14 protein-coding genes and 1 other annotated feature are annotated in these 12,829 nt (G+C 56.1%); of the genes, 13 read left to right on the plus strand and 1 reads right to left on the minus strand.

The features are described 5' to 3' along the window. The 8 genes from H6B10_RS07460 to rplL form a co-directional block, all read left to right on the plus strand. A partial coding sequence (locus H6B10_RS07460) for a 3'-5' exonuclease (protein WP_204651013.1) occupies positions 1-1,408 on the plus strand: 1,408 nt, incomplete at its 5' end. A 175-nt stretch (positions 1,409-1,583) separates the two neighbouring features. Then, the gene (rpmG, locus tag H6B10_RS07465) at positions 1,584-1,733 is read left to right on the plus strand and encodes a 50S ribosomal protein L33 (RefSeq protein WP_007046681.1); all 150 of its coding nucleotides are present in this window, start codon (positions 1,584-1,586) and stop codon (positions 1,731-1,733) included. A gap of 16 nt (positions 1,734-1,749) precedes the next feature. After that, positions 1,750-2,025 carry a preprotein translocase subunit SecE gene (gene secE / locus H6B10_RS07470; protein ID WP_204651014.1) on the plus strand — a complete coding sequence of 92 codons (276 nt, stop codon included), beginning with the start codon at positions 1,750-1,752 and terminating at the stop codon, positions 2,023-2,025. Between the two features lie 24 nt (positions 2,026-2,049). After that, a complete protein-coding gene (gene nusG / locus H6B10_RS07475; protein ID WP_204651015.1) occupies positions 2,050-2,589 on the plus strand; it encodes a transcription termination/antitermination protein NusG in 540 nt (179 codons plus the stop codon). 155 nt (positions 2,590-2,744) lie between these two features. After that, positions 2,745-3,170 carry a 50S ribosomal protein L11 gene (gene rplK, locus H6B10_RS07480; protein ID WP_204651016.1) on the plus strand — a complete coding sequence of 142 codons (426 nt, stop codon included), beginning with the start codon at positions 2,745-2,747 and terminating at the stop codon, positions 3,168-3,170. An 18-nt stretch (positions 3,171-3,188) separates the two neighbouring features. Then, complete coding sequence (rplA, locus tag H6B10_RS07485) at positions 3,189-3,881, plus strand: 50S ribosomal protein L1 (RefSeq protein ID WP_204651017.1); 693 nt, start codon at positions 3,189-3,191, stop codon at positions 3,879-3,881. 53 nt (positions 3,882-3,934) lie between these two features. Next, positions 3,935-4,074 (plus strand) — a sequence feature (ribosomal protein L10 leader region). A 51-nt stretch (positions 4,075-4,125) separates the two neighbouring features. Continuing rightward, entirely contained in the window at positions 4,126-4,638 is a 513-nt protein-coding gene (rplJ, locus tag H6B10_RS07490; protein WP_204651018.1) for a 50S ribosomal protein L10, read from the plus strand. A gap of 92 nt (positions 4,639-4,730) precedes the next feature. Continuing rightward, positions 4,731-5,108, plus strand: coding sequence for a 50S ribosomal protein L7/L12 (rplL, locus tag H6B10_RS07495; RefSeq protein ID WP_204651019.1), 378 nt, complete (start codon positions 4,731-4,733; stop codon positions 5,106-5,108). 125 nt (positions 5,109-5,233) lie between these two features. Here the strand turns inward: rplL and H6B10_RS07500 are convergent, their stop codons facing one another. Next, the gene (locus H6B10_RS07500; protein ID WP_204651020.1) at positions 5,234-5,698 is read right to left on the minus strand and encodes a CBS domain-containing protein; all 465 of its coding nucleotides are present in this window, start codon (positions 5,696-5,698) and stop codon (positions 5,234-5,236) included. Between the two features lie 183 nt (positions 5,699-5,881). Between H6B10_RS07500 and H6B10_RS07505 the strand changes: the two genes are divergently transcribed. The 5 genes from H6B10_RS07505 to H6B10_RS07525 all read left to right on the plus strand — a co-directional run. Continuing rightward, a complete protein-coding gene (locus tag H6B10_RS07505) occupies positions 5,882-6,235 on the plus strand; it encodes an Asp23/Gls24 family envelope stress response protein (protein ID WP_204651021.1) in 354 nt (117 codons plus the stop codon). A 20-nt stretch (positions 6,236-6,255) separates the two neighbouring features. Then, complete coding sequence (locus tag H6B10_RS07510) at positions 6,256-7,941, plus strand: DAK2 domain-containing protein (protein WP_204651022.1); 1,686 nt, start codon at positions 6,256-6,258, stop codon at positions 7,939-7,941. A 106-nt stretch (positions 7,942-8,047) separates the two neighbouring features. Continuing rightward, positions 8,048-10,090 carry an ATP-dependent DNA helicase RecG gene (gene recG, locus H6B10_RS07515; RefSeq protein WP_204651023.1) on the plus strand — a complete coding sequence of 681 codons (2,043 nt, stop codon included), beginning with the start codon at positions 8,048-8,050 and terminating at the stop codon, positions 10,088-10,090. Between the two features lie 87 nt (positions 10,091-10,177). Continuing rightward, positions 10,178-11,509, plus strand: coding sequence for a D-alanyl-D-alanine carboxypeptidase family protein (locus tag H6B10_RS07520; RefSeq protein ID WP_204651024.1), 1,332 nt, complete (start codon positions 10,178-10,180; stop codon positions 11,507-11,509). Between the two features lie 34 nt (positions 11,510-11,543). Next, positions 11,544-12,829 (plus strand): nicotinate phosphoribosyltransferase (locus H6B10_RS07525; protein WP_204651025.1); only part of this gene is annotated, 1,286 nt, incomplete at its 3' end.

Genomic DNA, 12,829 nt, shown 5'->3' on the forward strand with positions numbered 1-12,829 from the left:
TTATCTGGCAGCAGTGGGTGCCATGCCGGAAGGAGCCCGCTGCCGGGAAGATCTGCAATCTTTTGTGGCCTGGGCCGGCAGTGCCGGGCGCGCAGGACTTTCTGCGCTGGTACGGGCCATGGATTCCGCAGCGGCCAACGGAGGTCTTACGCAGAGCGGCGGGGGACAGACCCGTCCCGGATGTGTCAGCATCATGACGGTGCACCGTTCCAAGGGTCTGGAATTCCCGGTGGTGTTTGTGGCCAATACCTCTCACCAGTTCAACCAGAGCGATGCCATTCGCCCCGTGCTGACCCACAGCCGATTGGGTGTAGGTGTTATGCTGCGGGCAGGGCAGACCGCCAAGCGATATAAAACGCTGCCCTATGCGGCGTTGGCGCAGGCCATCCGGACCGAAACGCTCAGCGAAGAAATGCGGGTGCTGTATGTGGCGCTGACCCGCGCCCAGGATGCTCTGATCGTGACGATCCCGCTGAAAAAGACGGATACGGCACTGAAAACACCGGCCCTCTGCGCAGCAGCCGAAGCTACGGGCCCGGAAGCCATGCAGGGGATGAACAACTGGGCGGGATGGCTGCTCACAGCGGTACTGCTGCATCCCAACAGCGACGAGTTGTGGGCCCATACGGCGCTGCTGCCGCATCATCTGCCGGACCAGACACCCCTGACAGTACAGCTGCTTCCGGTGCCCGAAGCAGCCGGCGAAACCGAAGCGCCGGCGATACAGCAACAGGACGAAGCACTGCGCCAGGCGGTGGAAGCCTCGTTCCGATGGAAGAATCCTCGCACGGCGCTGCAAAAAATCCCGGCCAAAGTCAGTGTCAGTGCGGTGGCCCATGCGGCGCGGCCGGTGGCGCTGGAGCGCCCGGCCTTTCTGCAAAAAGGCGGCATGACGGGAGCGGAACGGGGCACGGCCATCCATGCTTTTATGCAGAGCGTTCCCTTTGACGGTCCCGCACCCGATCTGCAGGCAGAAGTACAGCGCCAGAAAGACCGCAAACTGCTGGACCCTGCATTGGCGGACAAACTGGATCTGGAACGGGTACAGCCTTTCTTCGAGAGCAGCGTCTGGCGGCGCATCCGTGCCGCCCGGCGGGTCTTGCGCGAAGAACCGTTTATCACAGCCTTGCCGGCTTCCCGCGTCACCCCGGAAGCGGCGGGATGCGAAGCGGAAGTATTGGTGCAGGGCATTGCGGACCTTGTGCTGGTTTTTGATGACCATGCCGAGATCTGTGACTACAAAACCGATGCCAGCCGGGACCCGGACTTTTATAAAAAGGAATATGCGGCACAGCTGCAGTTGTACCGCCATGCCTTTGCTTTGCGGCTGGGTGTCCCGGTGACCAGGCTGACCATTTACAGCTTTACCCTGCAGCAGGAGATCGATATCCCGCTGCAACCGGCATAAAGTACGTTCCGCTGTAGAGAAAAACAGCAAAAAATCGCGCTTTGTGCTTGACTTAAACCCGCGGTTGTGCTATTATGATAGCACCTCTTTTGCGGGTTTATTTTTTATGCCCTTTTTCGGGGGCAGCCCGTAAGCGCGAGGGAGGCTTATTAACCGATAATGGAGGTGCCGAACAATGACTGTCAAGATCACCCTGGCTTGCACCGAGTGCAAGCAGCGCAACTACAACAAGGAGAAGAACAAGAAGAATTCTCCGGATCGTCTTGAGATGAAGAAGTATTGCCGTTTCTGCAAGAAGCATACCCTTCACCGCGAAACCAAGTGAGGATAGGAGCTTAGAGATGGCGGATAAGAAATCTTCGAACACCGCAGCCCAGGCTCAAAGCGACAAAAAGAAAAAGACCTCGTTTTTTGGCAAGGTCAAGAACTTTTTCAAAGGCATCGCAAAGTATTTCAAAGATACGAAGAGCGAGATGAAAAAGGTCGTCTGGCCCAGCAAGAAGGATGTCAAGACCAATACCATCACGGTTATCGCGGTGGTGCTGATCGCGGCACTCGTTCTGATTGTGCTGGATCTTATCTTCGGCGGCGCGATCCATCTAGTGGTCGGCGCCTGAGCGCTTGAGCGGAGGTAATGACCAATGGCTGAACAGGCAAACTGGTATGTGGTGCATACCTATTCCGGCTACGAAAACAAGGTCGCACAGGACCTGATGACGATGGTCGAAAACCGCCGTCTGCAGGATCTGATCTGCGACGTGAAGGTCCCGACCGAGACGGTGATCGAGGAAGTGCTGGATAAGACCGGCAACAAAACCGGTGAAAAGGAAGTCCAGCACAAGCTTTACCCCGGTTACGTCTTTGTTAAGATGGTCATGAACGACAGCACTTGGTACATCGTGCGCAACACGCGCGGCTGCACCGGTTTTGTCGGCCCGGAGTCCAAGCCCGAGCCGCTCACCGAGGCAGAGGTTGCCAAGATGGGGGTCGAGACCACAGCCGAACTGCAGGTCGACTATAAAGTCGGCGATACCGTCGAAATCACCGCCGGCCCGATGGAAGGTTCCGTCGGTACGGTCGAGGAAATCGACATCCCCGCGCGCAAGGTGCGCGTCAAAATCACCATGTTTGGCCGCGAGCTGCCTGCAGAACTGGAGCTCCATCAGGTCAAACTGTTCTGAGAAACTTCTCAGGACGTTTCAGCAATTTCCGGTAAGAACCGCGAACGGGCTTTGACCCGGGGTACGGTTTTTATAGGGTATGCGGTGGTCGCATACCCGTGGGAGGCCTGCACCGCGGGCCGCAACTCACCACAAAATTTGGAGGTGCAAGTATCATGGCACAGAAAATCACTGGCTACATCAAGCTGCAAATCCCCGCCGGCAAAGCGACTCCGGCTCCCCCCGTTGGTCCTGCTCTGGGCCAGAAGGGCGTTAACATCATGTCCTTCACCAAGGAGTTCAACGAGCGTACCAAGAACCAGATGGGCATGATCATCCCCGTCGTTATCACCGTTTACGCTGACCGCTCCTTCAGCTTCATTACCAAGACCCCCCCGGCTCCCGTTCTGATCAAGAAGGCTGCCGGCATCGACACCGCTTCCGGTGCTCCGAACAAGAACAAGGTCGGCTCCATCACCCTGGCTCAGGCCGAGGAGATCGCCAAGACCAAGATGCCCGACCTGAACGCCGCCTCTCTGGAGGCTGCCGTCAGCATGATCAAGGGCACCGCCCGCAGCATGGGCGTTACCGTTGAGGGTTGAACAGGAGGGGAATAAGCAATGAAACACGGCAAGAAATATACCGATGCTGCCAAACTGATCGAGAGCAGCAAGACTTATGATCCGGCCGAGGCCCTGGAGCTGTGCTGCAAGACCGCGACCGCTAAGTTCGACGAGACCGTCGAGCTGCACGTCCGTCTGGGCGTTGACAGCCGCCACGCTGACCAGCAGGTCCGCGGCGCCGTTGTTCTGCCCAACGGTACCGGTAAGAACGTCCGCGTTATCGCCATCGCCAAGGGCGACGCCGCCAAGGCTGCCGAGGCTGCCGGTGCGCAGGAGGTCGGTGATGACGATCTGATCGCCAAGATCCAGGGCGGTTACCTGGACTTCGACGTTCTGGTTACCACTCCCGACATGATGGGCCGCGTTGGCCGCCTGGGTAAAATCCTTGGCCCCCGTGGCTTGATGCCCAACCCCAAGGCTGGCACCGTTACCCCCGACGTTGGCAAGGCTGTTACCGATGCCAAGGCCGGTAAGATCGAGTACCGCCTGGACAAGCAGAACATCATCCATGTGCCCATCGGCAAGGCCTCTTTCGGCGCCGAGAAGCTCATGACCAACCTGGACACCGTTCTGGAGGCCATTGCCAAGGCGAAGCCCGCCGCTGCCAAGGGCCAGTACTTCAAGAGCGCTACCGTGGCTACCACCATGGGCCCCGGCGTCCGCGTTGCTACCAACAAGTACGGTGTCTGATTCCAGCAATAAGCTGATTCAGAAAAAAGCTTGACAAACGCACGTTCGCGTGCTATACTAATTGAGCTGTTTTTAAGACAGCAGGTGCCGCAAGGCATAATGGGGAAACCCACCTGCCGAGAAACGTGCGTTTGATTGCTGTGCTATCAAGCCCTTTTCCCGGCGACGGGAAAGGGGCTTTTTCATTTACACGAAAAGCCCGCTTACCGTTACCAAACTGTAAGTGGAACGAGGTGAAATTCAAATGCCCAGTGCAAAGATTCTGGAATCCAAGAAGGCTCTTGTCAAGGCCCTGAACGAGGAGATCGCTTCTTCTCTGGCTGGTGTTGTCGTTGCTTACAACGGCATCAGCGTGGCCGATGACACCAAGCTGCGTAAGGAACTGCGCGAAGCCGGTGTGCACTACATGGTCGTCAAGAACACCATGCTGCGTCTGGCTGTCAAGGGTACCCAGTACGAGGCTCTGACCGACTGCTTCAAGGGTGACACCGCGATTGCTCTGTCTCCGGAGGACCCGGCTGCTGCTGCTCGCATCCTGTGCAAGTTTGCCGATGCCGACAAGTCCAAGCGCTTTATTGTCAAGGGTGGCTTCTGCGACGGTCAGGTTATGGACGCTGCTGGCGTCAAGAGCCTGTCTACCATGCCCAACCGCGAGGGTCTGCTCTCCATGCTGGCCGGCTCCCTCAACGGGATCATCGGCGGTCTGGCTGTGGCCCTGCAGGCTGTTGCCGACAAGCAGGAAGAACCCGCTGCCTGATTTTAGATCAAGCTGCTTGAGCGTCCCGGCACAGCGCTCACAAACTCTATGTGCCGCTTGAATTATTTCAAAATTAAATGGAGGTAACTACCATGGCTTCTGAGAAGATCACTGCCATTGTCGAGTCTGTTAAGACTATGACTGTTCTGGAGCTCAAAGAGCTCGTTGACACCATCTGCGAGGAGTTCGGCGTTTCCGCTGTTGCCGCTGCTGCTCCCGCTGCCGCCGGCGCTGCTGCCGCTCCCGCTGAGGAAGAGAAGACCGAGTTCGACGTCATCCTGAAGGACGTTGGCGCCAACAAGATGCAGGTCATCAAGACCGTCAAGGAGCTGACCGGCGCTTCCCTGATGGAGGCCAAGAAGCTCGTCGAGACTCCCGATGCCAAGCTGAAGGAGCAGGCTTCCAAGGCCGACGCCGAAGAGATCCAGAAGAAGCTGGAAGAAGTCGGCGCCAAGGTCGAGCTGAAGTAATTCAGTTTCCAAGCTGTATTGAACACCGCATGGTTTCACCGCCATGCGGTGTTTTTTTGTTGCCCAACAAAAAAACGCGATGCCTTGCGGCATCGCGCTGCTGGGGAAAAACGGGAGGATGGTTGTCAAAAAGAAGTGGAGGCAGTCTGGCGCTGTACGCCACCGCGCGGGCGTTTGTCCTGCGGAAGTCCTGCGTACTTGCCGTACATTTCTTTCAGCAGGACCGTACGTCGTACCATGCCGATAAAAACATTGCGGTCATCTACCACCGGAACAAAGTTCTGATCAATGGCGGCCCGCAGCAGGGTAGGCATGTCGGTGGTGACCGTAACGGCTTTGTAGTCCCGCCGACGGGGAAAACTGGCAATGGGAACATCTTCGCTGGCTTCCAGGTCAAGCCCGTGCAGTGTTTTCATGCCCCAAAGTATGTCACCTTCGGTAATGGTTCCCACATATTCACCGTTGCGCTTGAGCACGGGAATGGTAGCAAACCGCTGATTGGCCCATTTTTCCAGGGTCTGACGCAAAGAAAAATCTTCATAAATGTACAATACGTCCTGTTTGGGCGTCAAAAAGAACAAAAGATTCATGGGGTGGTGCACTCCTTTTGGTAGTGGTGTTGCTTCTATAACCAGTATATACGTTCGGCCTGTAAACTTTGTGAATGGAATGTTAAAAAACGAAGGGTCAGATTTTTCTTGAAAAAAGACTGTTCAAACAGGGAAAAGTGGTGTATAATAAACCTAATTAAGCCCAACAAAGGAGGATCGCAGATGATCACCAAGGTGAATCCTTACGGACATATCTCTTTGACCAACGACTATTTCTCCGGTTTGGTGGAACAGGCTGCCAAGCAATGTTACGGTATTGCCGCTATGGGCCAGGCCCCTGCGGAAAGCGTTGTACGCAACGCACTGCGCACCGGCAGTCTGCCGCCCAAGGGCGTGGCCGTCACGCAAGAGGGCGGTCGGCTGGTCATCGCGTTGCATATTAAAGTGGGGTATGGGCTCAATATCTCTACCATCACGCAAAGCATCACCCACCGCGTCAAAGACGAGGTTGAGCATGCTACCGGCCTGAAGGTGGCACGCATTGATGTGTATGTAGATGATATTTTGGCAGACTAAGACATGAGGTGTAACATACGATGATTACTGGCCAGATCCTGCGTGACGCCATTCTTTCCGGCGCCAACAATATTGCCAACCAGCGCACCCGCGTGGATGAGCTGAATGTTTTCCCTGTTCCGGATGGCGACACCGGTACCAATATGAGCATGACGGTGGGCGCTGCTACCCGTGAGCTGGAAGCCCTGCCCGACAGCTGCACCGTTGCAGAAGCCAGCAAGACCGCTGCTTCTGCCATGCTGCGCGGTGCCCGCGGCAACTCCGGTGTTATCACCAGCCTGTTGTTCCGCGGCTTTTCCAAAGCTTTGAAAGACAAGACCGAGGCCAGCGCCGCCGACCTGGCAGCCGCGCTGCAGATGGGCGTGGAAGCTGCTTACAAGGCGGTCATGAAGCCTACCGAAGGTACCATTCTTACCGTTACCCGTCTGGCGGCGGAAAAAGCCCAGCAGTGCACCGAAATGGAAATCCCTGCTATGTGGGATGCCACGCTGGAAGCTGCCCAGGCTGCGCTGGATGACACCCCCAATCTGCTGCCGGTGCTGAAAAAGGCTGGCGTAGTGGATGCGGGCGGCCAGGGCATTCTGGTGGTCTTTGAGGGCATGAAGCAGGTGTTCGACGGCGGTGAGATCATTGCCGGTGCAGAAGTTGCCGCCAAGCCGAAAGTTTCCAGCGAGGCTGCCGGCAAGGGTGTCTTTACGGATGACCTGATGAAGGTAGAGGACATCAAGAACGGTTACTGCACCCAGTTCCTGCTGCATAAGAATGCCGATGCCAGCGTTACCCGTCTGCGCGCCTTCCTGGAATCCAACGGCGATTCCGTGGTGGTCATCGAAGATGAGGATGTGGCCAACTGCCATGTGCACACCTCCGATCCCGGCATGATGCTGTCCGAGGCCATCAAGTATGGTTACCTGACCGATTTCAAGATTGAGAACATGCATGAGCAGTTCCTGGCCCGCCAGAAGCAGGGGAAGGGGCTGGAAAAGCAGGCCCAGGCAGAAGAAAAGCAGGGCACCGAGTTTACCTATGCCGCGGTTGATCCCGAGCGTGAGTATGGCTTTGTGGCGGTTGCTGCCGGCGAAGGCCTGAAGAGTGTCTTTACGGATCTGGGTGTGGATGCCGTTGTCAGCGGCGGTCAGACCATGAATCCCTCCACGGAGGATATTTTGGCGGCGATTCAGAGCGTACCGGCCAAAACGGTTCTGGTGCTGCCCAACAACAAGAACATCATCATGGCGTCTGAACAGGCGCAGAAGCTGGCAGACCGCAAGGTCATTGTGCTGCCCACCCGTACCGTGCCCCAGGGCATGACGGCTATGCTGAACTTTGATCCTGAGGCAAAGCCGGATGACAATGCCGTGAACATGATGCAGGCTGCTGACCATGTGAGCACCGGTCTGGTGACCTATGCTGCCCGCGACAGTGAGTTTGACGGCAAGCCCATCAAGAAGGGCGAGATCATGGCCCTGGAGAATGGTAAGATCGTGGCGACCGGTACGGACATCGTCAAGGTGACCTACCGCCTGGCCCGTGCCATGCGCAAGAAGGATACCCAGTTCATCACGGTGATTTCCGGCTGCGATGTCAGTGACGAGGAAGCCGAGCATACTACTGAACTGGTACGCGCCAAGTGCGGCGGCAATATCGAAGTCAGCCATATCAGCGGTGGCCAGCCGGTTTACTACTACATGATTTCCGTAGAGTAAGCGGCAACCGAAAGTTACAAAAAGGCGAATTTGGGAACGTTCCGAGTTCGCCTTTTTTATATATGGCCGGAACAGAAAATCATAAGAATCAGAAAGGAGGTCCCGCATGGCAACCATTGACAGTTCTGTTCAATACCTGAAAGGGGTTGGACCGGCTTTTGCAAAAAAATTTGAAAAGCTGGGTATTTTGACCATCCGGGATCTGTTGCTTTGCTATCCGCGCAAATATATTGATTATTCCCAGCCCTACACAGTAGCTTCGGCCCCCTATGATGTGGACTGCTGTGTGAAAGCAACTGTATTGCAGAAAGAACCGGCCAGAAGAATCAAAGGCGGACGTGTGCTCAACCGTGTGTTGGCGGCGGATGATTCCGGGGTGCTGACGCTCTCCTGGTTCAATGCGTCCTACGCGGCAGACAAGTTGATTGTGGGCCAGACCTATTATTTTGAAGGCCGCGTGGGCGGGAACCTTACCCACCGGGAATTGCTGCATCCGCTGGTGCGCACCGAAGCCCAGGTGGCAGTCAGCCCATTTGTACCGGTGTACCATGGCACCGAAGGGCTTCCGGCTTCCCGCCAGGCCAATTGTGCCCATACCGCTTTGGCTTATGTGCAGGAGTTGCAGGACCCGTTGCCGCCGGAACTTTTGGTGCGCTATAAAATGCCTTCCAAGGCAGAAGCAGTCCGGGCCGTCCATGAACCGAAAGATCAGGCAGATCTGGCGGCGGCCCGACGGCGTTTGATTTTTGAAGAATTGTATCTTTTGCAAATCGGTATTTTCCTTTTGCGCAGTCACGGCAGGCGGCAAACCAGCGCGCCGATGCGGCCGCTGCATTTGGACCCATTCTGGGGCAGCTTGCCCTATGCCCCTACAGGTGCTCAGCGCCACGCCACAGAGGAAATCACCCATGATTTGTGTGGTGAGGTGCCTATGAACCGGCTGCTGCAGGGGGATGTTGGCAGCGGTAAGACGCTGGTGGCGGCAGCGGCCATTTGGTTCGCTGCCCAAAACGGATGGCAGAGCGCCATGTTGGCACCTACCGAAATTCTGGCGCGCCAGCATGCGGCTACGCTGGCAGACCGGCTGGAACCCTTTGGCATCAATGTGACGTTGCTGGTGGGCGGTATGAAAGCCAGCGAAAAGCGCATTGCGCTGGCAGCCATTGCCGATGGCCGGGCCGGTTTGGTGGTGGGAACCCACGCGGTACTGACAGATACCGTGGTATTCAAAAACCTGGGACTCGCCATCGTGGACGAACAGCATCGCTTTGGTGTGCGCCAGCGCGGACTGCTGGCCGGTAAGGCACAAAGCCCGCATCTGCTGGTTATGAGCGCGACCCCCATACCTCGCACGCTGGGACTTTTGATGTATGGGGACTTGGATATTTCGGTGCTGGACGAACTGCCGCCCGGACGCAAGCCCATCAAGACCTGGTTTATCAACGGCAAAAAACGCCGGGATATGTACGGCTTTCTGGACAAACAGATCGAAGCCGGACATCAGGTATATATTGTATGCCCCGCCATTGAGGAAAACGAAATGGACACCGGGATGCAGGCTGTGAATACCTATTATGCGGAAGTGGCCTGTGCCTTGCTGCCCAACCGCCGCATCGGACTTTTGCATGGCAAAATGAAGCCGAAAGAAAAAGACGATGTGATGCAGCAATTCAAAGCAGGGGAACTGGATGTTTTGGTCTCCACCACGGTAATCGAGGTGGGCGTGGATGTGCCCAATGCAACGGTCATGGTCATCGAAAACGCCGAACGTTTCGGTCTGTCGGCCTTGCACCAGCTGCGCGGCCGGGTAGGGCGTGGCGCGGCGGATTCCTGCTGCATCCTGATTTCGGATAACGAGAATGACTCCGTGCGGGAACGGCTGCGTTTTCTCTGCCATACCGCTGACGGTTTCGCCGTGGCCAAATACGACCTGGAAACACGCGGCCCCGGTGATTTCTTCGGCCAGGCCCAGCACGGCTTGCCCACCTTGCGTGTGGCGGATCTGGTGCAGGACACCCGTACCCTGCGCGTGGCCCAGCAGGAGGCCAAAGCGCTGCTGGCAGCAGACCCCAACCTGATCGATCCTGCCCATCGGGCGCTTTCCGATGAGGTAGAGAGGCTCTTTGCCACCGCTGGTGCGATGAATTAAATCTGCAAATCCCTTTTATTTCCGGGGAAAATTTGCTATACTAAACAATAACCATAGAAACCTGTTAACCAGAGGAATTGCATGCCTATGAAAAAAATCTGCGCGCTGCTGTGCACCGTTCTCCTCACCTTTGTTCTGGTTCTGCCGGTTGCGGCAGAGGGGGAGACCAGTGCATTGTCCGCGGACGCACCGGAACTGACTGCACCGGCTGCCTATGTTGTAAATCTGGATACCAACATTGTTGTATACGACAAAAACAGCGATACGCAGCTGCAGGCGGCCAGCCTGACCAAGATGATGACCTGCCTGCTGATGCTGGAGCAATACCAGGATCAGCTGGATACCATCTCGGTGACGGCGCCCAGTTATATTTATGACTTGATCTGGGAACAGACGACCAACGCATCCACGGCGGATATTCGTCGGGGTGATACCCAGACACTGCGCAACCTGTTGTACGCCATGCTGTTGCCAAGTGCCAACGAGGCGGCGTATATCGTGGCCGATTATATGGGCGGCGGCAGTATCGACAACTTCGTGGCCATGATGAACGACGAGGCGGCCGCCATCGGCTGTACAGGCACCACTTTCACCGATCCCTGCGGACTGGGAGAGGGGAACGTCACCACCGCCAAGGATGCCTACCTGATTTTGCGTGCGTTGACGGCTTACGATGTGGTGGCCACCGTCATGGCAACGCCCAGTTATGATATGGGCACCAACGACAACTACCCTACGCCGGGAACCTACATCATCCAGAACACCAACAAGATGGTCTGCAACACCAGTTACTACCGGGCCTATACCAAGGGCGGCAAAACCGGCAGCCTGGGCGAGTGGCAGAACTTTGCGGGTTGGCACAGCCAGGATGGAGAAAATTATATCAGCGTTGTGCTGAATGTGCCCAATGCCACCGACGAAGAGGGCGGACGCCCGGCGTTGCTGGAAACCGGTACCCTGATGGACTGGGTCTATGCCACCTACACCATCGCACCGGCATTGGATACCACCCAGCCTATTACGGAAAGCCGAATCGTCTATTCTACGGAAACAGACACCATTATGCTGTATCCTGCCGATGACATGATGACATTGCTGCCCCGCGAAGGCGGCGCGGCTCTGACGGAGCAGGTCTTTAACCTGCCGGACCACCTTACCGCTCCCATCAAACAGGGCGATGTGGTAGGCACCGTAACGCTTACCATTGAGGGAGAAAGCATTGGCACCGTGGATTTGATCGCCGGCAGCGATGTTTCCCGCAATCAGATGTTGTATACCATTTCCCGTGTGGGAGAATTTTTCTCCAGCACCTATTTCAAAGTTGTCATCATGCTGACGATGGCTGTGGTGGCAGTGTATGCATTCATATGGGTGCTTTCCATTCTGGGCGTATGGAGCCGGGAAAGCGAAGGCAAATAAGTTCTTGGAGGAATCCATCTGGAGGGTATTTACCATGCTGGACGTAAAACGCAACTTGACGACGATGACGGACTTTTATGAGCTGACCATGTCCGCCGGCTATCTTGATGAAGGATACCAGGACAAGATCGCTGTGTTCGATATGTTCTTCCGCCGTGTGCCGGATGGCGGCGGCTACGCCATCATGGCAGGCCTGCAGCAGTTCATTGATGCTGTTGACCATCTGGAATTTACCGAGGAGGATATTGATTATCTTCGGTCCACCCATACTTTTGATGAAAAGTTCCTGCAGTACCTGGCCGATTTCAAGCTTCACTGCAATATCTGGGCCATTGAAGAAGGCATGCCTATCTTCCCGCAGGAACCCATTGTAACGGTGGAAGGCCCGGCCATTGAATGCCAGCTGCTGGAAACACTGCTGCTGGTTACCTTCAACCATCAGTGTTTGATTGCTACCAAAGCCAACCGCATTGTACGGGCGGCTGCGGGCCGGCCGGTCATGGAATTCGGCGCCCGCCGTGCGCAGGGGTACGATGCAGCTTATTTCGGTGCGCGTGCTTCCTATATCGGCGGCTGCGGTTCCACCTCCTGTGTTATGGCAGCCCGCGACTTTGGAATTCCGGCTTCCGGAACCATGGCACACAGCTGGGTCCAGATGTTCCCCAGCGAATATGACGCCTTCAAAAAGTACGCGGAAATGTACCCCGACGCCTGTGTGCTGCTGGTAGATACCTACAACGTACTGCGCCACGGTGTGCCCGATGCCATCAAAGTCTTTGATGAGGTGCTCAAGCCCATGGGTAAGCGCCCCAAGGGAATCCGCATTGACTCCGGCGATATTGCCTACCTTTCCAAGAAAGCGCGCAAGATGCTGGATGAGGCAGGCTACCCCGATTGCACCATCTGCGCTTCCAACAGTCTGGATGAGTATATTGTGCGGGACCTGATTCTGCAGGGTGCACGGGTGGACAGCTTCGGAATCGGCGAAAATATGATCACCGCCAAGTCGGACCCTGTGTTCGGGGGCGTTTATAAGCTGGCTGCAGTCAAGGAAGAGGACGGCAGCTATACCCCGAAGATGAAGCTGTCGGAATCGGCCGAAAAAATGACCATTCCCTGCCTGAAAAAAGTCTGGCGAATTTATGATGAGGACGGCAAGGCCATGGCCGACCTGATCACCATGGCAGACGAAACGGTGGAAACACAGCACGGAATCACGCTGTTTGACCCCATCGAAACCTGGAAAGAATGTACCTATGTAAATTGCACGGCACGCTGCCTTTCTACCCAGATTTATGACCAGGGCAAGCGGGTATACCA

It is taken from the genome of Gemmiger formicilis, assembly GCF_016901605.1.
Lineage (GTDB): Bacteria > Bacillota > Clostridia > Oscillospirales > Ruminococcaceae > Gemmiger > Gemmiger formicilis_B.